Raw genomic sequence first — 22,578 nt, 5'->3', positions numbered from 1 at the left:
GTATCCTCGGTTTTCTAACGCCCGCCAGGGTTGTGTCCGATTGAACAGCCCATTTTCAACTTTCCCGGTCGTTCTTTTTTGCAGGGCCAAAGACCGTCCGTTCATGGCTCAGTCGGCAATTTTGGTCTAGGTTTAATTTGAGGTAGCAAAATTGGTACAGGACCAATTGCAGTCATCTCGTCTGAATCAATTTGGATGATCAGAGAGGGATTGGATATGAAACCTAAACTTTTATCAGTCACATTGGCTGGCACCCTCTGCCTGGGGTCTTTTTCGGCTCTTGCAGACTCGCATGGCATGACCACCATGCAGCTGGCTGAAGAAAAGAAATGCATGGCTTGCCACACCACAAGTGAAGAATTGCCCAGAGCCCCTTCCTTCACGAGTATTGCTCAGAGATACACGATGGAGGATGACTATGACCGGCTGGTTAAGGTCGTACTCACGGGCGGTGAGGATCACTGGGGATCTGCCAAGATGCCGGAAATGGATGCTCGCGCTGAGGTCAGTCAAAAAGAGGCCGAAAAGCTTGTGAAATGGATTTTCGATATGAAGGAGTAACGGTGATCGCACCTTGTGTGCTGGTACGGGCAATGGGCCAGTGTCATTCTTGAATGCACTGGCCCATTTGCCAGAGGATAGCTGACCTGTACTTGCCCCTTGTGAATCTGCTGTTTGCATTGCCCTCTTTCGTTCTCTACGATACTGTTTATATATACAGTGTACTGAGGGAAGTGAGTGAGCGTGTCATTTATACATATCCGTCGCCAATACGATTTCAGGAGTATTGAGATCGGCCGTTGGGTGACCGAGCCTGAAAGGGATCGGGCGGCGGTTCGTTTTCATGGCGCGCTGGTGGCTCTCATGAAAACGCTCCAGGTTCCGGAGGCCGTTATTTCCCTGAAAAGCACGCTGGGCCTTCAGTACGGTATTGGCGGCCAGCCTGGTGTCTGCGCCCATTACATTCCGGCGACCAGGCAGCTGGCACTCGCCAAGAATGCCGGGGCCGGTAGCCTTGCTCATGAGTGGTTTCATGCCTTTGATCACTACATTGCCAGCAAGGTGTTTGTTCAACCCTCAAAAGGCTCCTTTGCCAGCTCGCTGTGGCTTTCCAGCCATCAGTTCAAGCCTCACTCGCTAACAAATCAGCTTTTTCGGTGCTTCGAGGCAATCCTTTTAAACAAAGACGGCACCAGCCCTAGTGAACTGTTCGTCGCTTCCCGAAATGCAGATCGGGTTCAGCAAAGGTTGTATTGGGCTAATCCGGAAGAAATGTGCGCCAGGGCCTTTGAAGCGTTTATTGAAGACCAGGCGCCGAGGAATAGCTTCCTGGTTCAAGGCACCCGGGATTCCGAGGAGGCCCGTATGGGCCTTTACCCACTTGGCCCGGATCGGGAGCGCGTTTCCTCTGCCTTTCAGGCTTATTTTTCCAGTCTCGGCCAGGCCCTCCAGAAAGCAACAGCGCGCTCCGAAGGGTCTTTAGCCTAACCCATCAGGCCTGGTCCGCTTGTTTCGCAAGTTCTTCCAGTGTGTTGAATTGGCAGTCGCGTTTGGCCAGGAAGCTGTCAGCCGAGTCTATGAGAATGTTGTCGTCGCTCATGAAACGTCGCCCAAGGAGTACCGGATAGGAAAAGTTTCCGCGGTCTGTCAGTGAGAATTGGGTTTCATGGATAGTACCGGCAATGCAGAACTCCATTTTCACGACGTGGCGTCGCTGTGAAGGAGCCCCTTTTCTTTTAATCAGGACCGTTCGGTACACCGGGCGTTCAAGTTCAAGAATGACATCATCGTGCGTAATGTTCCCTTTACCGGGCTGGTCTTCATGATCGCCAAGGGGAATTTGGAAGCTGACCCATTCCTGCCCTTCCCTTTGGAACTCCTGCACATTCACAGCGTGCAGCGACGATGTTTTTGCACCGGTATCAAGTCGGGCTTTCAGCCGAAGGCCTGTGTCTTTCATAACCACCCACTCGACAAAACCAAGAGTCTCGGGAATACGTTCGGTTGTGTCTCTCGGCTCTTCGGAACCGGACTCGGCGGATAATACGCTACCTGCCGATAACCCAAGCCCAAGTGAAAGTGCAAGGATCGCTATAATCCTCATTAAATATCTCCCGCAAAACGTTGTAATTCAGGAAAAAAGCTAAGAAATCGACTTTCCAGTTCAGAGTCGTTTTCGCGGATTTCGTCAATGATGCCTTCAAACCGGTTCGGAAAACGAATCCGCCCGGCGACACGATCCAAGGCAAAACCGATGTTCTCAAGGTCTTCATAAGAACCAAACCAGTCATGCCAGACCATACGACGTGTCACTTTCACCATATGCGATGGCATGAGGTACTCGAGGCTCTGTAGTTCCCCATAAATGGTTTGAACGAAGGTATCACGATGATCCTGACTGAAGCGTTGCCAGTGTCTTAACAAATAGTGATCGTAGAGAATATCGAGGGCGACGCCAGCAAACCGACGCCGTTCTCTGGAGAAAAGCCGTTTGCTGGCAAGAACCTCAGGATGCCTATCGGTGAATCCATCAACAGCCAGGTGATGTCGGACACCATGCCGAACCTGAACAGGGAGCGCTGAAACATCAACGCCCCGGGTGAAGTCCCCTAAAATACTGCCCACGCGCGCCTCCGGAGAGTCCGGTGCGAGGAAAACGTGGGCAAGGTGATTCAAGTAAACTCCTGATCGTCTGAAAACTAGAAATTGAACTGAACGCCAACCCCCAGTCCGTCAACGGTGACGTCTTCGTCATCATAATAACGCATGTACTCAAGGTTTCCAGATACGTTGGGAGCAACCTCCATATTCAACCCCAGCCCGTAGGAAACGTCGGTCTCATCTTCCGTAGCCGTTCCCAGAAATGACTGCGCCTCTACTTCGACCCGGGTAAAGCCGAGAATGGCATAGGGCGTGATGGGGGATTGGTTTTTCAGGTTAAATGTGGCATATCCGCCGAAAAAGTTATCCAGTGAGTAGTCGACACTCCCGATACGGTCGTCATCAACACCAAATCCGCCACGAGCCTCAACGCCCAGGAAGGGCGTTGCCATGACACCCACTTTTGCCGATAGCGTGCCAACATCCGCATCTTCCGCGCCAGCATCCAGATTCACGAAGGTATAATTCAGGCCGGTATAAAGGCCGCCGACTCCGGATTTGTACATGTCCTGGGCGCTGACAGAGCCAGCAGCGACAAGGCCGGAAGTAAATACAAGAACTAAAGGGCGTACGTGTTTCATGGTATTTCTCCTTAACCGATTCAACCGGTATTCAGGTTTTAAAGTTGCACCAACTGCACGACATTTGCCATAAGAAAGATCCACATTTACCTGTAATTTACAGTGATTTAATCCTCTGTTAATTCAGGGCCAGGGCACCCATTTCCTTGCGGAAGCGGGCACCCACAGGTATTCTGACGCCGTCTCTTGGTTCAGCTGGCTTGAGCATTCTTTGAGAAACCTCTATCCCGTAATTTTTATCGTCAGTGTCATGTTTGTGCTGCTCAGTATTTTCATGACGCTTCCGGTCATTTTCCTGGCTGGTTCTGTTGCGCCAAATGCCATGGCGTTTGCGGAGTCGGCGGCGATCGTGTGCCTTGTCGGAGTGGTTGGGATTGTTGCCACCTACCGCCAGTCAAGAGATCTTAAGCCGCGCTACATGTTTGTACTAACCGTTTCCAGTTGGTTCATCATCGCCCTCTTTGCCGCCCTTCCCTTTTATCTTAGCGATAACAACATTTCTGCAGCGGACGCCTTCTTTGAAGGTACTTCTGGCATCACCACTACCGGGGCAACGGTTTTCCATGGCCTGGACTCCATGGACCGCGATCTTCTGTTGTGGCGGTCTATCCTGCAATGGATCGGCGGAATCGGGATCATCGGTATGTTCGTTGCCGTATTGCCCTTCCTTCGCGTCGGGGAATGCGCCTGTTCGCAACCGAATCGTCCGAATGGACGGATAAGGCCCTGCCACGAATGAAAACCCTCAGTCGCGGGCTGCTGATGGTTTACCTGTTGTTTTCGGTGGTAGCCGTTGTCACCTATTGGCTTTCAGGCATGACAATGTTCGATGCGTTTAACCATGGGCTGACGAGTATCGCCACCGGTGGTTTTTCCACATCTGATATGTCCATGGGCAAATTCAATGACCTGATTCTGATGGAAGCCACGCTGTTCATGATAATAGGCAGCCTGCCTTTCTTTCTGTTTGTCAGGGAGCTGCATGGTCAGCATGGGGTGTTGTTCCGGGATCAGCAGGTCCGCCTTTTCCTGACAATCTTGTTTGTGGTTCCTGCACTTCTTACTTTCTATCGATGGCTGGTTTCACCAATTCCCTTTGATCCTCTCCATAACTACACGGCGACGCTGTTTAACGTGACATCCGTGGTGACCACCACGGGCTATGCGTCCGAGGATTATTCCGCCTGGGGGCCCCTGACTTTTGTCCTGTTCTTCTTCCTGATGTTCGTCGGCGGATGTTCGGGCTCAACAGCGGGAGGTATGAAGATCTTCCGTTTCCAGTTATCCCTGATCATTCTCAGAGAGCAGTTGATGCGGTTATTGCACCCACGCGCGGTGCTGACGCGGAACTATAATGGTCGGGCAGTAAGTGATGAAATTATCTCGTCAATGATTGCCTATACCTTCATTTTCCTGCTGTGTTTATTGGTTATGACTGTGGCATTGGCGGCAATGCAGCTGGATTTTGTGACATCACTGTCGGGTGCATTAACGGCTCTCACCAACGTCGGACCTGGTCTTGGCGATATTATCGGGCCGGCCGGAAACTTTGGCACCCTGCCCGATGGCGCCAAATGGCTTCTCTCTGTTGGCATGTTAATGGGGCGACTGGAAATACTGAGTGTTGTGGTTATGCTTTCCCCGGCATTCTGGCGAAGCTGACGGCTCATTTCAGCCAAAGTACCGAAGCATTCTCCAGTGGCAAATTCAAGCGCTCATCCCTTATCCGCAACCGTGGTGTAAAGTGACCTTCAGGCCGTGACGCGACGGTGCATTCATATACAAATCCATGTTCTGAACCTTCAAGCTGATGCTTCATGGTCATTTCATGGACCTCACGAGGCCCATACTCCGAGGCATTGGCGACGAGCTCCACCGCGACCCGGCTGTCGGGAACACCATCCAGATACGCATCCACGGTATAGGTTTGCCTGCCGTCAGACTCCGTGACCTCAAACGAGCTGAAACGCAGACGTGACCATTGCATCTCAAGCTCCCGGCATTCGCTTGTCATTGCCCTGGCAACATCAGGGGTCCTGAAATCACCTTGCTTAACCATCGGAAGATAGAAATCTTCTACATATTCGCGGACCATCCGGTTTGCTGAGTAACGTGCCGTCAGGCCGTCCATACTGGCTCTGATCCGTTTGATCCAGCCCTCGGGTCGCCCTTCTTCGTTAACGGTATAGAACGAAGGAATGACGTCGTTCTCCAGGAGATCATAGAGCTCCAACGCATCAGAGTGGTCGTGTTCATTTGAACGACTTAATTCCTCGAAATCCGCTCCCGGCCTTATCGCCCAGCCAACATCCTCTGACCAGGCTTCTGCCCACCAGCCATCATACTGGGACAGGTTCAGGCCGCCATTTACCAGAATCTTCATGCCGCTTGTGCCACAGGCTTCCCACGGATGACGTGGGCAGTTGAGCCACACATCCACGCCCTGTATCAATTGGGCAGCAACACCCAGGTCATAATCCTCAATGAAGACAACCTTGCCCTCAGCGTCGGGCTGGAACGCAAACTCCTTCCAGCGCCTTATCAGTTCCTTACCCTGTTGGTCCTGAGGGTGGGCCTTGCCAGCAAGCACGATCTGCAACGGGTGGTCTCGGCTGTTGAGCATGGCCATTAAACGGTCTGGATCTTTCAGAAGCAGGTCGGGACGTTTGTAGTCTGTAAAACGGCGGGCGAACCCGAGCGTCAGGGTTTCGTTGTCCAGCAAAAGGCCGCAGGCCGCCGACGGATTGTTTCCCCGGGCATGCTCACAGTGCTGGCTTGAGAGGCGGTGGCGAAGGTATCGCACAAGCCGGGTCCGCTGACTATGACGCATAGACCAAAGGTCGGTATCAGAGGTGGAGGCCAGGGGTGTCCGGAGTTCCATTGGACGGCGCCAGCGGTCCTGCCCGCAGGCTATGGTCCAGAGCGCGTCTGCTTCCGGAGAGTCCCAGCTGGGTGTGTGTACACCATTGGTCACGTATTCTACCGGTATATCCTCCGCCGGCCAGCGTGGGAAATAAGGCTGAAATAGCGTCTGGGTAACCTGATGATGAATACGACTCACCCCGTTTATCCGCCCGCACAATTTGAGGCCGAGATAGGCCATATTAAGGGAGGCTTCATCCTCCGCTCGCAGAGAGTGCCCACCACTGCTGCTTCCGAGACGCATTAGCTCATCCATCGTGAATCCGGCGCTACTCATCCAGGGCCCCAGATAAAGCCTGATAAGAGACGGCGAAAAATGGTCAAATCCGGCAGCAACCGGGGTGTGGGTTGTAAACAGGTTGGTAGCCCGGGTAGCCATTCGGGCTGTTTCAAAATCGGTGCCGTGATCATTTTTCCAGCTCAGTGCACGCTCCAGGAATGCAAACGCGCTGTGACCTTCATTGATGTGGCACACGGCAGGTTCAATACCCAGTTGACGGAGGAGTCTCCACCCTCCGATACCAAGTACAATTTCCTGTTGTAGCCGTTTCTCCGGTTTACTGCTGTAGAGCTCGCTGGTAATACCTCGGTCACCGGGCTCGTTCATGGGATCATTGCTGTCCAGAAGCAGTAATTGGCATCGTCCGATTTGCGCTCGCCAGGCGCGCAACCGCACACTGCGCCCGGCAAAAGGAATTACCACCCTCACCCATTGGCCATCCTTATCCGTGAGTGGCGCGACTGGCAACATGGTTGGGTCGTTGTAGGGGTAAAACTCCAGTTGCTGACCTTCCGCATTAATGTTCTGGCGAAAGTAACCCTGCTGAAACAGAAGCCCCACAGCCACCACAGGCACGCCCAGATCACTGGCTGCCTTCAGGTAATCGCCTGCGAGAACACCAAGACCACCGGAATACAGGGGCAGGGATTCGCTGAGTCCATACTCCATACAGAAAAAGGCAACAGTGTTGTCCAGCTCTCCGTTGCAGTCGTCGGAATACCAGGTCTGAGCGTGGGTAAACTGATGGTAATCCTCGAGCTGGCGTTCATAGAGGGACTGAAAGGTTTCGTCTTTGGCGAGAGAGTCCAGCCAATCTATCGATACACTGTTCAGTACCAACCAGGCATTGCGAGTGGCGCTCCAGGTCTCTTGGTCTATCGCACGCCACAGGTCATCACTACCATGGTGCCAGCTCCACCGAAGGTCTAGCGCCAAGGTGAAGAGGCCCGTCAGGGCCTCAGGTATCTGTCGGGGAGTATAAGCAGCTAAGGGCAATGGTTTGCTCGTCCCTGAATGAGAATGGGGTGCCGATAATGCGACGGCGACCATGAATCATGGTCGCCGACTCACGTTCAGTTTTTCTATTACCTCCCCAGTGCGCTCTGCCACTCTGGATAATGGGCCTCAGGCAAACGATGTTTATTTAGCCACTGAACGAGCGAGGAAATTGTGAAAGTGTCGTTCTCAATCCCGTCAAAATCTACCCCCAGGCCGTGATCGGATTTCCTGACAACGTGAGCTTTCAGTCTTCGGAACTGCCTTCCTTGCCGATCTGGAAACCGGAATTCAATCTCCAGTGTCTGATTGAGCTGCGCATTGGAATAGCCAGTAGCGATGAAGAGTCCACGCTTTGAGGCATCCCGGACCTGACCGGTCGCCACGGGCATCCCCCGCTTATAAATCAACAATTCGAGTTTTGCCGGAATGCGTTTGCTGAGTCTGTGCTCCATGTCTCCTCCGTTTGACGTTATGGATTAAGTCCATTCTTTGACCGGATTTGTACAATTTATATCCAACTTGAGAGAGACTTTTTGATTCCGGTCAAAAATTGACCATGCGTCAGGTTAATCTTCTGCAAGCTCCGGCAAGTTTGCGAATTCGATCGGCGAGGTGCTCAGGGCAAAGATTCCAGTCCAGCTGCCAGATCCAGTTGTTTTCAGTGGTGCCCGGCGTATTGAATCTCGCGTCCGAATCCAGCCCCAGGAAGTCCTGCATCGGGACAATGGCTAACAACGAAACAGAACGAAAGGCGGCTTCAATGACCGGCCAAGGCATGTCCTCGCCGGTGGTTTCAAAATAGTCATTTACATACTCACGGGTATGGTTGTCCAGACTGCGATACCACCCCAGGGTTGTATCGTTGTCATGGGTTCCGGTGTAAACCAGGTTCTGCTCTTTATGATTGTGAAGCAGGTGCGGGTTTTGTGGGCTTCCATCAAAGCCAAACTGAAGAACGGTCATACCCGGTAGCTGAAAATCCTGCCTGAGTTGTTCGACATCGTCGCCGATGATGCCGAGGTTCTCAGCAACCAGTGGGAGATCCGGAAACCGACCAAAGCAAGCCTCCAGAAAATGTCTTCCTGGTCCTGGCACCCAGTAACCGTTCTTTGATTCGGGTCTGTCCGCCGGTATTTCCCAATAAGCCTGAAGCCCCCGGAAATGGTCCAGGCGGATCAAGTCAAACAGGTGCCGCTGGCTCTCCAGACGATGCAGCCACCACTGATACCCCTCGCTGGCCATCGCTTCCCAGTCGTAAAGCGGATTGCCCCAATGTTGCCCGTCGGGAGAAAAGTAATCCGGTGGTACGCCGGCAACAACGGTAGACCTGCCCTCGCTGTCCAGTTTGAACAGATGTCTGTTCGCCCATACGTCTGCGCTGTCATGCGCTACGAAAATCGGGATATCGCCAAACAGGAGTATGTCGTGAGCGTGGGCATATTGCCTCAATGCCTGCCATTGGCGATAAAAGACAAACTGTTCAAATCGTATTCTCTTGATGACGGATGCAGATTGGTCGGCAAATTCTCTCAGAGGGTCCGGATGCCGGTCGCGGAGCAGGGTTGGCCAGTGCAGCCAGCTAATGCCCGGTTGAGATTCCCGAATTGCGCAAAATAAGGAAAAATCATCAAGCCAGTAATTGTTGAGCCTGCTGAAACGCACGTATTCGCCATAACTAAACACTTCAGACTCTTCGCTTGCCCGATCAAAGAAGCGCTGCGCTGCCAGTTCAAAGAGAGCCCGTCGATCCCGCTTTTCAGGCATCCGTGCAAGATCTCGGGAGTGCAGAAGCCCCGGGGGAACGAGTTCCGCCAGATCAATCAAATCCGGATTGCCGGCGTGGGCGGAAAGTGACTGGTACGGGGAAAGGTCTCGGTGTGTTGGCCCAATAGGAAGCGTTTGCCACACCCCGATGCCGGCGTCGGCAAGAAAATCGGCAAACGTTCGAGCGCTTTGCCCCAAAACGCCCCAATCGGCCTGGAGGCAGGTTGGGTGAAGCAATACGCCCACGCGACGTTTGTTAAACAAGTCCTCCCGGCTGCGGAGTGGCGTCATCCCTGAGCATCCTGATCATGCCCTGGCCTCATGGCACCACCATGTGTCGGTTCTCCACCCCCCTGGCTCAGTTGATGGAAGACCGATGCCGGTGCGCTGTATCCGATTACGTCATAGAGATTTACCAGGTGCCTCCGGTAAAGGTGCTCGAAATCGCTAACGATTTGAGCCGGGTTGTAGTCCCCGAACCACCAGAACCAGTCTGACCCCTCACAGATCGCCAACTGTCGCCTGGCCGTTTCTTTTTGTTCAGCCGTCAGGCTACCGTTATCCATAGCCCGGTCGTAATGAAATTTTGCTTCACACAGAAGGTCCCACGCCCGGTTCTTGTCAGGGTCGCCTATCCAGGTGGAAAACGTACCGTAAATCCAGCTGCCAGCAACAAGGTGGGGCAATGAAAGTGTTGGGCACACCGGCTCGTCAATCAACTGGCGGAAAGTGGTCAGTCTCAAGCCGGGATGATCTTCCAGAACGGCATATAGCTCATCCAGAAAGTGAAAACCATTCTCGGGGAAGTATTCCCAGGCATTCTCGCCGTCCAGAATGATGGAGATCACCGGTTTTGAGCCTGGTTTACCATGCGCTGCAATGTTCTCCATGTGGTGAACCAGGTCTCCTACTGCATCCGATGCGTGCCAGCTTGCATAGGTAAACCCGATCAGATCGGAGAGCCCGTCATCCCGAAAGAAAACGGTAATCGGTGAATCGCCAAAGTTGTAGGGTCGATGGATATCGGCATCGGGAACAGAAAGGTCGAGCTCTTTTGCACGGTTAATACTGTTGTGTATCACCGAGTCCCCGCTCGCAGTCCAGCGAAAACCATGCTGATCAAGAAAGCCGAGGGTTTCCTGACTGAGTCCTCCCTCAGATGCCCAGCAACCCGTTGGTTCGATACCAAAGAATCGCTGGAACACGATCCTCGCCTGCTGAAGCTGCCAACCCACCCTGAGTTCGCCACCGGGATACCGTACAGACTCCGGCAATGAAATGTCCGGCATGGATTCACGAGCAGATGCCAGATCGATCAGCAATGGCAGCATACTGTGGGTATAAGGGCTGACTGAAAGCTCCACCTGACCTTTCTGGGCAAGGTGGCGATACCGCGGACCAATCCCGGCGAGGATCTCAAAAATCACATTCAAAAGTGCGTGCCGGTCATCCATTGAAAATCCATACCCTTTTTCCTGGAGACTCCGGACGCAATGGTTTTCGTGTCTGATGGTTTCGCCCATCCACCCAAGGTGGTACCACACCAGTAAATCGGTGAGGAACATAGGGGAAACATAGCGCTGCATTTCCGGTTTCTGCCGATAGAATTCAGCCAACTCGGACAGCCTCTGATAGGCCGGAAAGCGGGAGATTATCCTGTCAGGATTGGCACGAAGGCACTTTTCCATCAGCTCCTGAAAAGCCGGAGTTCCGGTTTCAGGTAATGTCTCTGCAACAAGGGCTGCCAGCAACGGGTCTCCGATCTGCCCCGCACCATGGCGCCAGCGTTCAATCTGAACCAGGTAGGTTTCGATCTGTTCCAGCAGTATGGGCGCAAAATTGACGACTGTGCGGGCATTCGGATGGGCCTCGATATGGGCCGCCATGTCGCTGTAGTCCTTGATGGTATGGAGATATACCCACGGAAACAGGAATTCGCCGGTATTGAGATCCCGGTAATCGGGCTGGTGCATGTGCCAGCAAAGCACTACCGGTATTCTCGGATCAGAGGCCATGAGGATAGTCCTGCCCGAGCATCTCGGGAGTTATCAGAACGACGCCTTGGGGGGACACACGAAAACGTTTTCGGTCTTCGGCTTCATCAAAGCCGATCCGGGTGCCATCGGGAATACGGCACCCCCGGTCTATGAGGGCTTTCTGAATATGACAGTGCCGGCCGATCTCCACGTCTGGAAATATAACGGAATCCCGGACATCGCTGTAGGAGTGCACGCGCACCTGCGAAAAAAGAAGCGAATGCCTCACCAAGGCGCCAGAGACAATGCACCCACCTGCGACCATCGAATCAACAGCTGTGCCACGGCGGGTCTCATCGTCGAAGACAAACTTGGCCGGGGGCAGCTGTTCCTGATAGGTCCATATTGGCCACTGCGAGTCGTACATATTGAGCTCAGGACTGATGCCTATGAGCTCCAGGTTGGCTTGCCATAGCGCATCGACAGTTCCGACATCGCGCCAATAGGCGGGTTTGTTCTGAACGGGATCGCGGAACGGGAACGCCATGACCCGAAGCCTGTTGATAACCGAGGGAATAATGTCTTTGCCGAAATCATGGGACGACGACTCATCCAATTCATGATCGCGCATCAATTCATCGAATAAGACCTGTGTACTGAAAACATAGATTCCCATTGACGCCAGGGCCTTGCCCGGAACTCCCGGCATGGGTTTCGGATTACTCGGTTTTTCGGAAAACTCGATGATCTGGAGCTCGTCATCAACAGACATCACACCAAAAGCCGAAGCCTCATCATGCGGCACCTCAATACAGCCTACTGTGATATCGGCTTCGCTCTCCACATGGGCGGCAAGCATCGTGCCGTAGTCCATTTTGTAGACATGGTCTCCAGCCAGAATCAGCACGTACTCGGACATATGGCTGCGAATGATATCCAGATTCTGGAGCACCGCGTCCGCCGTGCCTTCGTACCACGAGGTTTCGATCCGTTGCTGGGCCGGAAGCAACTCGACGAATTCGTCCAGCTCTCCCCGCAGAAACCCCCAGCCCCGTTGAATATGCCGGATCAGCGAGTGTGATTTGTACTGGGTAATCACACCAACCTGACCAATTCCCGAGTTGATGCAATTTGAAAGTGGAAAATCGATGATCCGGAACTTGCCTCCGAACGGAACTGCAGGCTTGGCTCGCCATTTCGTGAGTTCGTGGAGGCGGGTTCCACGCCCCCCGGCAAGAACCAGTGCCAGAGTTTGTCGTGTGAGACGGCTGACGTAACGCTTGGTCGTTTGCATATTAGCTTCCCTGAAAACCAAAAGGTCTTCTACCCCTGCGTCTGCCTTAGGACACGGGAGTTCGACATGTTTTTGACTCACGCAATAATATTAGAACAGTATCACGGTATTATGACGTAAAATTGTTGTGGGTCATTTTTTGAACAACCCACATGGCGTCCAATGAAAAACCCGATGGCAGGAACGAGTGTGGTCTATGGAAAGCCCTACCCTGAGCGACTTTGATCTCCATCTATTTAACGAAGGGCGTCACTGGCATATCTACAATGTGCTCGGTGCTCACATCTGCAAAAACAAAGGAACGGAAGGCGTACGTTTTGCCGTTTGGGCGCCCAGCGCCGAAGCGGTGAGCGTGACGGGTGATTTCAACGGCTGGAGCACTTCCAGTCACAGGATGGCCCTGCATGACGGAACCGGTGTCTGGTCTCTCTTCATACCGGGCATCACGGCTGGGGCCCTGTACAAATTTTCGATTACCACATCGGCCGGCCGGCAACTGCTGAAAACCGACCCCTATGGCCAGTCATTTGAGCTGCGGCCAGCCAATGCCGCCGTTGTGACAGAGCGGGGCTATTTCGGGTGGGGAGACGGTGACTGGCTTTCTAAACGAGGGCACTGGAACTGGCAGGAGGCGCCCGTTTCGGTTTATGAAGTTCACGCTGCGTCATGGCGTCATCATGGCTCCGGTCGCTGGCTGACATACCGCGAGCTGGCAGATCAGCTGGTGCCTTATGTCATTGAAATGGGCTTTACCCATATTGAGCTGTTGCCGGTAACAGAGCACCCACTTGATGAGTCCTGGGGTTATCAGACGACGGGTTACTACGCCCCCACCAGCCGGTTTGGCAGTCCGGACGATTTACGGTATCTGGTAGACCAGTGCCACCGCCATGACATTGGCGTCCTTCTGGATTGGGTGCCAGGCCATTTCCCGACTGACGATCATGCCCTCGCCCGCTTTGACGGTACCGCCCTGTACGAACATGAGGATCCCCGAAGGGGCCAGCACAAGGACTGGGGAACACTGATCTACAATTATGGCCGTCACGAGGTCCGTAATTTTCTGATCGGAAGTGCCCTTTTCTGGCTGGACGCTTTCCATATCGACGGACTGCGAGTGGATGCAGTGGCTTCGATGCTCTACCTCAACTACTCCCGCAAAGAGGGCGAATGGCTACCGAACATTCATGGCGGCCATGAGAACCTGGAAGCTATCAATTTTTTGCGGGAGCTGAACCGGGTGTGCCAGGAGCGCTTTCCGGGAACGCTGGTGATTGCTGAAGAGTCCACGTCATGGCCCGCTGTCACCCGGCCACCGGAACTTGGGGGGCTCGGGTTCAACCTGAAATGGAATATGGGGTGGATGCACGACACCCTGGCTTATTTTCAGCAGGATCCGGTATACCGGCAGTATCACCACGACAAGCTCACCTTCGGTCTGCTTTATGCGTTTTCGGAAAACTTCATGCTTCCGCTTTCCCATGATGAAGTCGTCCATGGAAAGGGTAGCCTTATCAATAAAATGCCCGGAGATGACTGGCAAAAACGGGCGTCATTGCGGCTGCTCTACACCTATATGTTTACCTACCCCGGCGCCAAGCTTCTGTTTATGGGGGGCGAATTCGGTCAGGGTCGAGAGTGGTGTGAGTCAAGAGAGCTGGATTGGGAGTTGCTGGCAGAACCTGCACACCAGGGCCTGCAAAAGCTGGTTCAGGATCTCAACAAGCTCTACTGCCGTGAAGTTTCGCTTCACGGAAAAGATTTCACACCCCGGGGATTTGAATGGATTGATTGCCATGATTCCCCGCAGTCGGTTATCAGTTATCTTCGAGTCGCTGACGGTGAGTCGACTCTCATTGTCATCAACTTCACGCCGGTGCCGAGGCACCATTACCGCATCGGTGTTCCGCAGTCGGGAACCTGGCTGGAAATCCTTAATTCAGACTCCGAGTACTATGGCGGAAGCAACGTTGGAAACCCCTTTCCGATGGTTGCAGACGATCAGCCCTGGATGGAACGAGACTGGTCGCTGGAACTGACGTTGCCGCCTCTCGGTGCCGTCGTCCTGAGGCCATCCTCGTGAAACGGATTCTTTTTGCCACCAGCGAAGTCTACCCACTGGTTAAAACCGGGGGTCTCGCCGATGTGTCGGCGAGCTTACCCGAGGCGCTTTGTCGCATCGGATACGATGTGCATATCCTCCTGCCCGGCTATCCTGCCGCGATCGCTGCAGCCCGAAAGGCTGGATCCAGGCGTAAGGTGCGGTTCAGCATCGGCCAATATGACGTCAGTCTCTGGCGCACCCGGCTACCGGGTACTGCGGTTACATTATGGCTGGTTGATTGCGCGCCCCTGTTTGACCGGCCGGGCAACCCGTATCAAAACGATGAAGGCGAAGACTGGTGGGATAACGCCTATCGGTTTCATCTGTTTGCCCAGGTCGGCGTCATGATGGCTTTGGGGCAAGCCGGCCTGAGCTGGAGACCGGATATCGTTCACTGCAATGACTGGCAGAGCGGCTTGATTCCTGCGCTCCTCGCGCATTCACATAAACGACCCGGAACGGTATTTACCATCCACAATCTTGCCTACCAGGGACTGTTTCCCAGTGACACCTTTCGGGCGCTCGGCCTTCCGGATTCCCTCTGGCGGCTTGAGGAGCTGGAATTCCATGACCAGCTGTCGTTCATCAAAGGCGGCCTGGTCTTCAGCGATCGGATAACCACGGTCAGCCCGGGATATGCACAGGAAATTCAGAGCCCCGAGTTCGGTTATGGGCTTGACGGACTGCTTCGCCACCGACAGGCGCAGCTCTCCGGTATTCTCAACGGTATTGATACCCGGAGCTGGAACCCGGAAGAAGACGAGCACCTGCAGTTTCACTACGGCAAAGATCACCTTAAAAGCAAGGCTCAGTGCCAGACAAGGCTGCAGCAGGAGCTTGGGCTGGAGGTCAATGGCGCGCCGTTACTCGGTTTCATCGGGCGACTCGTCGGGCAAAAGGGCCTCGACTGGTTGTTGGATGTGATGCCTCAACTGCTTGAGCGCGGTTGTCAGTTTGCCCTGCTCGGCTCGGGCGAAACCCGATATGAGGAACCTCTGAAACGGCTGGCGCGGGAATGGCCGGATCAGGTATCGCTGACCCTTGGCTACAATGAACCGCTGGCTCACCGGATCACCGCCGGAAGCGACGCATTCCTCATGCCGTCACGGTTTGAGCCTTGCGGACTCAACCAGATGTACAGTCTGCGCTACGGAACAATACCCATCGTCCACTCTGTCGGGGGCCTGAAAGATACCGTTTTTGATCTGTCGGAAACCGGCATAGACAGGGCCAACGGTTTTTCTTTTCATGAGGCGAATGCTGATAGTTTCCTGAACGCCATCGAGCGCGCCCTGGATTGCCTCAAAAACAGAAAGGCCTGGCGACGGCTTCAGACTAACGGCATGTCCGGAGACTATTCCTGGAAGCAGAGTGCCCGGCAGTACGGGGAGCTGTATCAAGAGATTTTGGCTCAACAACAGTCTTAGCAGGCTTAATGTGAGTGTTTGCCCAAGAGGAGGCAGCCAGCATGCATGAAGTAACCCATTTCCGGCTTGAAGCGAGTCCGCGTGTCCCGGAAGCTCTGGAACGACTGGACGAACTGGCCAACGATCTCTTTTACAGCTGGAACCACGGCGTGAGAGGTCTGTTCGCCAGGATCGACCTGCCCCTGTGGCAAAAAGTGGAGCACAACCCCAAGCTTTTCCTCCGCCGCGTCGCTCAGGAACGTCTAGACGAAGCGTCTGAGGATCGGGCATTTTTGTCTGAATATCGAAGAATTCTAAGTAATTATGACGCATACCTCGAAGCGGAGCCAGGGCCTGAAGTGGTCGAAAAGCTGGATCCGGACACCTCTTTGGTTGCCTACTTCTGCGCCGAGTTCGGCTTTCATGAAAGCTTCCCGATCTATTCCGGCGGGCTTGGTATTCTGGCGGGAGATCACTGCAAGGCGGCCAGTGATCTTGGGCTTCCCTTCGTGGCGATAGGGTTGTTGTACCAGCAGGGTTACTTCATTCAGAGCATCGATCCACAAGGGCAGCAGGTCGCCCGGTACCAGTCCCACTCCAGCGATGAATTACCGATTACACCCGTGGAGAAAGACGGTGAACTCCTGAAGGTTTCGATACCGTTCCCCGGACGCACGGTCGTGGCCCGCGTATGGGAAGCCCGGGTCGGGCACATCCGTTTGTACCTGCTGGACACCCATACCACCGAAAACAATAAAGAAGATCAAGAGCTCACCTTACAGCTCTATGGCGGAGACGAATCCACGCGGATCAGTCAGGAAATGTTACTGGGGATCGGTGGGATCCGCGTGCTCGATGCGCTGGACTTCAAGCCCACAGTCTGGCATATCAATGAGGGGCATGCCGCTTTCCAGATTTTGGAGCGGTGTCGCCAGACTATGATTAACGGGTTGTCGTTTGAAGCTGCTCTGGAAGCTGTCGCCGCAGCCACCCTGTTCACAACCCACACCCCGGTGCCCGCGGGGCACGATATTTTCAGTCGAGGGTTGGTGCATCATGCACTAGGGACTTATCTGAAAGAATCCGGACTGGATTTCGAAAAGGTGTTTGCACTCGGATCAAAGACCGGTGGCGATACCTTCAACATGACCAGCCTTGGCTTGCGCGGTTCGCGCTTCCACAATGGCGTCAGTCGTATTCACGGTAGCGTGGCATCGGTTATGGAAGGTGAAATCTGGCCTCAGATCCCTGCCAGCGAAAACCCGATAGGGTACATAACAAATGGTGTTCACGTACCGACCTTTCTCGCGCCCGAATGGTCCAGCCTGTTCGACATACAGACACCGGCCTGGAAGAGTGAACTGCGCAACCCCGAATTCTGGACCTTTGTCGACAGCATTCCGGACTACCACTACTGGAGCGTTCACAAAGCACTGAAACAGCAGATGGGAGAGTTTGTTGTCGAGCAGCTCGGGCGGCAGCATGTCCGCAACGGGACCGGTCACTCAGTTACAGAGCGAATGACACGCCAACTGGTCTCTCCGGAAAAGGATACGCTTGTTATCGGATTTGCCAGACGCTTTGCCACCTACAAGCGCGCCACCCTGATATTTTCAGACCTTGAGCGGCTTGAGCGCATTCTGACAAATCCGGATCAACCGGTGGTACTGGTGTTTGCGGGCAAGGCCCACCCGAAGGACAGCCCCGGCCAGCAATTGATCAAAGTCATCCACGATCTCTCCATGCACCCTACTCTGATGGGCCACATTATTATTCTGGAAGACTACGATCAGGCCATGGCAAGACGGCTTCTGAGCGGTGTCGATGTCTGGTTGAACACTCCGGAATACCCCAAGGAGGCCAGTGGCACATCCGGTGAAAAGGCCGCCATCAACGGGGCACTCAATCTGAGCGTGCTGGATGGCTGGTGGGGCGAGGGCTATGACGGCTCCAATGGCTGGGCGATCACGCCTCGGGATACCGGGCTGGATCCAGAGTTCCGCAATGAAGAAGAAGCAAGAGACCTCCTGGATCTACTGGAGTTTGAGATCGTGCCTCTTTACTACGATCGGGCGTCACAAGGCTACTCGAAGGGCTGGGTTGAACGCTCCAAGAACTCCATGAAATCTATCATGCCCCGGTTTAACGCCCAGCGAATGGTTATGGACTACGTTGAGCGCTATTACTGTCCTGCCTCTGGCCAGGGCAAGAAGATGGCCGAGGCAGACGGCGCAGTGGCAACCGAGCTGGCCGAATGGAAACAGCGAGTCCGTAACGCCTGGCCGGGTGTGTCAATCAGGGTTCAGGGTTGCGTGGAGTGTCGGTGCCCCTTTGATGAAACCGTTGAGTTGCGCGTGGAAGCCGAACTGAACGGCTTAACAGCAGACGATGTACGGGTTGAATGCCTGGTTACCCCGGAGTGCACCGGAAGCCATGAGTCGTCGGGACCGGATCGGTTCCTGCTAGAGCAGGAAGAACAGCGGGGGGAAACGACCGTCTTTTCAGCTCGTATTCCCCCACCTTACCCTGGCTTACAAACACTCAGATTGCGGCTCTATCCATACAACGACTCACTATCTCACCCGCTGGAGATGGGTGCCATGCTATGGATTTAGAGCACGTGTTTCTGGATAAAACGGCCGATTTCCAGGACTTCCTCAAGGCACACGCTATGATCCATGGGGAAGGTCTGGTAGGTCGGATTGAAACCCATTGCCTTGAGCGTCTCCACACTCCGGACTCCGAGTGATTCAGGAACCACCGGGTCAAAGGTACCGTGATAGACGCTGATGGGAATATCGGCGTTGGCTTCAGAGAGCTTTATGGTTTTCGCGGTGGCAAAATAAGTGGACAGGGCGAGAACCCCGGCAAGGCGCTTCGGGTAACTCAGACCCAGTTCATAGGCGACTGCCCCACCCTGCGAAAATCCGGCAATGATGATTTGGTCGGCCGGTATGCCGCGCTGGATTTCCAGATCTATCAACCTGCCAACTGCCTCAGCCGAACCCATTAACTGTTCGGTATCCACCACACGGTCTATGTCCATGGCCTTGATGTCGTACCAGGCCGGCATGGTCATCCCGCCGTTGATGGTCACGGGCAAATTGGGCGCGTGAGGAAAAATAAACCGCACGGCGGCATCCTCGGGCAAGCCCAGTTCCGGAACGACCGGTTCAAAATCATGCCCGCTGGCACCCAGGCCATGCAGCCAGATAACGGTGGCGGTTGGTTCGGGCCTGGTTTTCAGTTCAATATATTTAAGATCCTGCACTCGGTACCTCTCTGACTCTTTGGGTGTGGCGCCGTCGCTAGTCCGTGATCGGCTCATCGGCATTGGCATCCAGGGCGGTCACCACCGGGTTGGCATACATATCAAGCAGGTAGGGACGAATAGCCGGATCACAGGCGCCCAGACGCCGCTCCATCTCGGCCTCCGCCGCTTCCATTTCCGCGGGAGACCAGGTTTCTGCGGTTACCACCGAATCACTGACACGTTCAGGTGTTGCGTGCGCATCAGGATGAAGGCCCCGAAGCTGATAGGCAACCAGGTTCGACGCATGCAGATGGTAATTGGCGTGCATTTCCCGGTCGATCCGGGATGCCAGATCTTTTGGCGTTTCGGGGCAATCCTTGATCGGTGCACCGAAATGCACATGCACATGGCCCTTAAAGCCCGTAAGGCCCCGCATGATTTGATCGGTGTCCTCACCTTCGGCCTTTGTATAGCTTCCGGTTCGAGCCCGTGTTTCCAGTTCTTTGGCCTTGTCCATATCGCAGGGGTCGTACTCATAGGCAATGGATACCGGCACGATATGCAGGCGATTCATGGCTTCTGAAAAACTCAGACCACCCTTCTTGCAGCTCATATAAAACATTTTGACGATCGCGGGATCGGTAAAATCCAGCCCGTCTTTGGCGCGACCTTCCCGCTGTGCGATCCAGATACTGTGGTTGGTCTTGATGCTGTGGTTAATGAAGCCGGAGAGCGTGATATAGGCGTCGCGCATTTCCCGTGGGCTGGTCATGTTGCGCCTGACCACGAAGCTCTTATTTAACCGCATCATTTCGGCAAACACCCGATTGGCGAGAAGGTTGTCGCCAATTGCAATCCTCGTGGTGTGAAAACCGTTCTGGAACAACAGATAGTTAACGACCATGGGATCAAAGACAATATCCCGGTGGTTTGAAATGAACAGATGAGCGCTTTGCTTGTCGAGGTTCTCCAGACCGCTGGTCGTTACGCGGGTGGTGGTGTTTTCCACAAGTTCACCAACGTAGGAGGAAAGCTCTGCCTGCAGATCATCCACCCGGTGAAACTGACTAAAATGGCTCACAAGCCAGCGGCGAATGAACACCCGCAGTATAGCCGGTGCCCACCGGGCAAGCCTTGGCGATTTAAATCGGCCGACCATATCCAGAAAGTCCGGATCATTCACCAAGCGATGAATGGCCTGGCTGGTTTCTTCGTCCGAATAGGGACGGATGGCATCAAAATCCTGCATGGAAGCCCTGTTTTTATCGGTGTTTGACACAGAATGCCTTAAAACGGTGGTTCAAAAACGGCGGTATTGTAGCGTTTCTCTAGCGGCTTTGCCTCCATCCGGAACCGGATCTGGCCAACGGTGACCATGAATCTGTTATCATTTGCCGCCTTTGCCTGCTCGGCCTTGTCTTCCTGCACCTATATCCGGCTCGAAACCGGACAACCGGCTAATCTATGCACTTTGAACAGGATTTTGAACAACTGGCAACAGAACGTCCAACCGCTTCAAGAAAGGAACCCGAACAGGTACTTCATGAAGTTTTCGGCTATGAGACGTTCCGCCCACTGCAGGGAGATATCATCCGTGAGGTGGTGAGCGGCGGCGATGCGCTGGTGCTGATGCCCACTGGCGGTGGTAAGTCACTGTGTTATCAAGTGCCGGCACTGGTGCGTCCTGGCACTGCAATCGTTATCTCTCCGCTGATTGCCCTGATGCACGATCAGGTTGCCGCTTTGAAACAGCTGGGCGTCAGAGCGGCTTTCCTGAACTCAACCATGGATTTCGAGCAGGCCCGGGAAACCGAATACGCACTGCTCACCGGTGAGCTGGACCTGCTTTACTGCGCTCCGGAGCGTCTGATTCAAACCAGAACTCTGGAGCTCATGCACAATGCCTCAATATCGCTTTTTGCTATCGATGAAGCTCACTGTGTTTCCCAGTGGGGACATGACTTCCGGTCTGATTATCTGCAGCTGAGCATGCTCGCTGCTGAGTTCCCCGGTGTTCCACGCATTGCCCTCACCGCAACAGCAGATGAACGGACCAGAAAAGAGATCGCAGAACGCTTGTCTCTGACTGAAGCCCGTCATTTTGTTAGCGGCTTTGATCGCCCTAACATCCAGTATCGAATTGCCCCGAAAACAAATGCAAACAAACAGTTGCTGGACTTTATTAAAGCTGAACATGAAGGTGACTGCGGCATTGTTTACTGCCTCTCACGCAACAAAGTCGACGCGACGGCAAGGATGCTGGCAGATAAAGGCTACACAGCTCTTCCCTATCATGCCGGCTTGCCTGCGGAAAACCGGGCCAGACACCAGGAACGGTTTCTGCGGGAAGACGGTGTCATTATTGTTGCCACCATCGCCTTCGGCATGGGTATTGATAAGCCAGATGTCCGGTTTGTGGCGCACCTGGATCTGCCCAAAAGCCTGGAAGCCTACTATCAGGAAACAGGCCGGGCCGGCCGAGATGGAAAGCCCTCTACAGCGTGGATGGTTTATGGCCTGCAGGACGTAATCAAGCTTCGCCAGATGCTTGAAGCTTCCCAGGGAAATGATCAGTTCAAACGGGTGGAACGTCAGAAACTGGACGCCATGCTTGGGCTGTGTGAAGTGACCCGCTGCCGTCGCCAGGTGCTCTTGCGCTACTTTGGAGACGTACTGGAGAATCCCTGCGGCAATTGCGATACCTGCCTGAACCCGCCTGAAACCTGGGATGGAACGGTGGCTGTCCAGAAAGCCCTTTCCTGCGTGTACCGCACCGGCCAGCGATTTGGAGTCACCTACCTGATTGATGTTCTCAGAGGATCTGAAAACGAGCGCATCCTTCAGTCTGGCCATCACCAGGTATCCACCTACGGAATCGGGACGGAGCTTTCCGCCAATGAGTGGAAATCCGTGTTTCGTCAACTGGTTGCCAACGGTTTCCTGAAAGCGGACCCGGAGGGTTACGGCGCACTTCAGCTGACCGAGGAGTGCCGGACGTTGTTGAAAGGTGAGCGTCAGGTTGAGTTGCGCAAAGACCCGGTGGTCAAGAAGACCGGAACCCGGTCGTCAGGCAGCCGCAGTGGTGCAGCTGTGCGGGAAAATGTTACGGACCAGGTCGGATGGGAGGCACTGAGAGCCTGCCGCAAAGAGCTGGCGGATAAACAGGGTGTGCCACCCTATGTTATTTTCCACGATACCACGCTGTTCGACATGCTGGAACGCAAGCCCCACACGCTTGGGGAACTGGCCGAGGTCAGTGGCGTCGGGGCGGCAAAGCTGGAAAAATACGGAGAGATCTTTCTGGAGGCTATTTCGAAGCTGGACCAGGCCTGAAAGAT

Annotated in this window: 16 protein-coding genes and 1 pseudogene; 7 read left to right on the top strand and 10 right to left on the bottom strand. The window is 54.2% G+C overall.

Translation table 11 applies throughout. From position 1 onward, the window contains the following. The first annotated feature begins 216 nt into the window (after positions 1 to 216). Both BKP64_RS05650 and BKP64_RS05645 read left to right on the top strand, forming a co-directional pair. Positions 217 to 561, top strand: coding sequence for a c-type cytochrome (locus BKP64_RS05650; protein WP_070973574.1), 345 nt, complete (start codon positions 217 to 219; stop codon positions 559 to 561). Positions 562 to 744: 183 nt separating this feature from the next. Beyond that, entirely contained in the window at positions 745 to 1,488 is a 744-nt protein-coding gene (locus BKP64_RS05645) for a CLCA_X family protein (protein WP_227515513.1), read from the top strand. Positions 1,489 to 1,492: 4 nt separating this feature from the next. Here the strand turns inward: BKP64_RS05645 and BKP64_RS05640 are convergent, their stop codons facing one another. The 3 genes from BKP64_RS05640 to BKP64_RS05630 are packed head-to-tail and all read right to left on the bottom strand — an operon-like array spanning position 1,493 to position 3,242. Beyond that, a complete protein-coding gene (locus BKP64_RS05640; RefSeq protein WP_070967108.1) occupies positions 1,493 to 2,104 on the bottom strand; it encodes an ATP-dependent zinc protease family protein in 612 nt (203 codons plus the stop codon). Further along, the gene (locus BKP64_RS05635; RefSeq protein WP_070967105.1) at positions 2,104 to 2,676 is read right to left on the bottom strand and encodes an acyl carrier protein phosphodiesterase; all 573 of its coding nucleotides are present in this window, start codon (positions 2,674 to 2,676) and stop codon (positions 2,104 to 2,106) included. The genes BKP64_RS05640 and BKP64_RS05635 overlap by 1 nt, the downstream gene beginning before the upstream one ends. A 23-nt stretch (positions 2,677 to 2,699) precedes the next feature. Then, on the bottom strand, positions 2,700 to 3,242 hold the full coding sequence (locus BKP64_RS05630) for a porin family protein (protein WP_070967102.1): 543 nt from the start codon (positions 3,240 to 3,242) through the stop codon (positions 2,700 to 2,702). A gap of 250 nt (positions 3,243 to 3,492) precedes the next feature. Between BKP64_RS05630 and BKP64_RS05625 the strand changes: the two are divergent. Further along, a pseudogene (locus tag BKP64_RS05625) lies at positions 3,493 to 4,904 on the top strand (TrkH family potassium uptake protein). A gap of 4 nt (positions 4,905 to 4,908) precedes the next feature. Here BKP64_RS05625 and glgP (BKP64_RS05620) read toward each other — a convergent pair. The 5 genes from glgP (BKP64_RS05620) to glgC all read right to left on the bottom strand — a co-directional run bounded on the left by glgP (BKP64_RS05620) (position 4,909) and on the right by glgC (position 12,477). Then, positions 4,909 to 7,440 carry an alpha-glucan family phosphorylase gene (gene glgP, locus BKP64_RS05620; protein WP_070967099.1) on the bottom strand — a complete coding sequence of 844 codons (2,532 nt, stop codon included), beginning with the start codon at positions 7,438 to 7,440 and terminating at the stop codon, positions 4,909 to 4,911. Positions 7,441 to 7,529: 89 nt separating this feature from the next. Next, positions 7,530 to 7,895, bottom strand: coding sequence for a PilZ domain-containing protein (locus BKP64_RS05615; RefSeq protein WP_070967097.1), 366 nt, complete (start codon positions 7,893 to 7,895; stop codon positions 7,530 to 7,532). Between the two features lie 109 nt (positions 7,896 to 8,004). Beyond that, positions 8,005 to 9,498, bottom strand: coding sequence for a 4-alpha-glucanotransferase (malQ, locus tag BKP64_RS05610; RefSeq protein ID WP_070967094.1), 1,494 nt, complete (start codon positions 9,496 to 9,498; stop codon positions 8,005 to 8,007). After that, positions 9,495 to 11,222, bottom strand: a complete 1,728-nt coding sequence (locus BKP64_RS05605) for a glycoside hydrolase family 57 protein (RefSeq protein ID WP_070967091.1) — start codon at positions 11,220 to 11,222, stop codon at positions 9,495 to 9,497. The genes malQ and BKP64_RS05605 overlap by 4 nt, the downstream gene beginning before the upstream one ends. Further along, the gene (gene glgC / locus BKP64_RS05600) at positions 11,212 to 12,477 is read right to left on the bottom strand and encodes a glucose-1-phosphate adenylyltransferase (protein WP_070967088.1); all 1,266 of its coding nucleotides are present in this window, start codon (positions 12,475 to 12,477) and stop codon (positions 11,212 to 11,214) included. The genes BKP64_RS05605 and glgC overlap by 11 nt, the downstream gene beginning before the upstream one ends. 196 nt (positions 12,478 to 12,673) lie before the next feature. Here glgC and glgB point away from each other — a divergent pair, with 196 nt between their 5' ends. From glgB to glgP (BKP64_RS05585), 3 genes are read left to right on the top strand one after another with little or no spacing between them, the layout of a single operon-like run. Continuing rightward, on the top strand, positions 12,674 to 14,560 hold the full coding sequence (glgB, locus tag BKP64_RS05595; RefSeq protein ID WP_070967085.1) for a 1,4-alpha-glucan branching protein GlgB: 1,887 nt from the start codon (positions 12,674 to 12,676) through the stop codon (positions 14,558 to 14,560). Then, a complete protein-coding gene (glgA, locus tag BKP64_RS05590) occupies positions 14,557 to 16,008 on the top strand; it encodes a glycogen synthase GlgA (protein WP_070967082.1) in 1,452 nt (483 codons plus the stop codon). The genes glgB and glgA overlap by 4 nt, the downstream gene beginning before the upstream one ends. Before the next feature lie 41 nt (positions 16,009 to 16,049). After that, a complete protein-coding gene (glgP, locus tag BKP64_RS05585) occupies positions 16,050 to 18,602 on the top strand; it encodes an alpha-glucan family phosphorylase (protein ID WP_070967079.1) in 2,553 nt (850 codons plus the stop codon). Here the strand turns inward: glgP (BKP64_RS05585) and BKP64_RS05580 are convergent. Together BKP64_RS05580 and BKP64_RS05575 are read right to left on the bottom strand one after the other, a co-directional pair. Next, positions 18,599 to 19,258, bottom strand: a complete 660-nt coding sequence (locus tag BKP64_RS05580; protein ID WP_070967071.1) for an alpha/beta hydrolase — start codon at positions 19,256 to 19,258, stop codon at positions 18,599 to 18,601. The two genes, glgP (BKP64_RS05585) and BKP64_RS05580, sit on opposite strands and share 4 nt — an antisense overlap. A gap of 37 nt (positions 19,259 to 19,295) precedes the next feature. Beyond that, a complete protein-coding gene (locus tag BKP64_RS05575; protein WP_070967068.1) occupies positions 19,296 to 20,489 on the bottom strand; it encodes a 1-acyl-sn-glycerol-3-phosphate acyltransferase in 1,194 nt (397 codons plus the stop codon). Positions 20,490 to 20,704: 215 nt separating this feature from the next. Between BKP64_RS05575 and recQ the strand changes: the two genes are divergently transcribed. Then, positions 20,705 to 22,573, top strand: a complete 1,869-nt coding sequence (recQ, locus tag BKP64_RS05570; protein WP_070967066.1) for a DNA helicase RecQ — start codon at positions 20,705 to 20,707, stop codon at positions 22,571 to 22,573. Positions 22,574 to 22,578: the final 5 nt, after the last annotated feature.

This window comes from Marinobacter salinus, assembly GCF_001854125.1.
Classification (GTDB): Bacteria; Pseudomonadota; Gammaproteobacteria; order Pseudomonadales; family Oleiphilaceae; genus Marinobacter; species Marinobacter salinus.
Note: the sequence above shows the minus strand (reverse complement) of the source record. Positions and strands in the feature narration are given on the sequence as shown.

What these genes read in the sequence shown, in the direction of transcription:
- BKP64_RS05605 (WP_070967091.1), bottom strand. Translation starts at nt 11,222, where the DNA reads ATGGCCTCTGATCCGAGAATACCGGTAGTGCTTTGCTGGCACATGCAC.
- BKP64_RS05630 (WP_070967102.1), bottom strand. Translation starts at nt 3,242, where the DNA reads ATGAAACACGTACGCCCTTTAGTTCTTGTATTTACTTCCGGCCTTGTC.
- BKP64_RS05640 (WP_070967108.1), bottom strand. Translation starts at nt 2,104, where the DNA reads ATGAGGATTATAGCGATCCTTGCACTTTCACTTGGGCTTGGGTTATCG.
- glgC (WP_070967088.1), bottom strand. Translation starts at nt 12,477, where the DNA reads ATGCAAACGACCAAGCGTTACGTCAGCCGTCTCACACGACAAACTCTG.
- BKP64_RS05650 (WP_070973574.1), top strand. Translation starts at nt 217, where the DNA reads ATGAAACCTAAACTTTTATCAGTCACATTGGCTGGCACCCTCTGCCTG.
- malQ (WP_070967094.1), bottom strand. Translation starts at nt 9,498, where the DNA reads ATGACGCCACTCCGCAGCCGGGAGGACTTGTTTAACAAACGTCGCGTG.
- BKP64_RS05615 (WP_070967097.1), bottom strand. Translation starts at nt 7,895, where the DNA reads ATGGAGCACAGACTCAGCAAACGCATTCCGGCAAAACTCGAATTGTTG.
- glgB (WP_070967085.1), top strand. Translation starts at nt 12,674, where the DNA reads ATGGAAAGCCCTACCCTGAGCGACTTTGATCTCCATCTATTTAACGAA.
- BKP64_RS05575 (WP_070967068.1), bottom strand. Translation starts at nt 20,489, where the DNA reads ATGCAGGATTTTGATGCCATCCGTCCCTATTCGGACGAAGAAACCAGC.
- glgP (WP_070967079.1), top strand. Translation starts at nt 16,050, where the DNA reads ATGCATGAAGTAACCCATTTCCGGCTTGAAGCGAGTCCGCGTGTCCCG.
- recQ (WP_070967066.1), top strand. Translation starts at nt 20,705, where the DNA reads ATGCACTTTGAACAGGATTTTGAACAACTGGCAACAGAACGTCCAACC.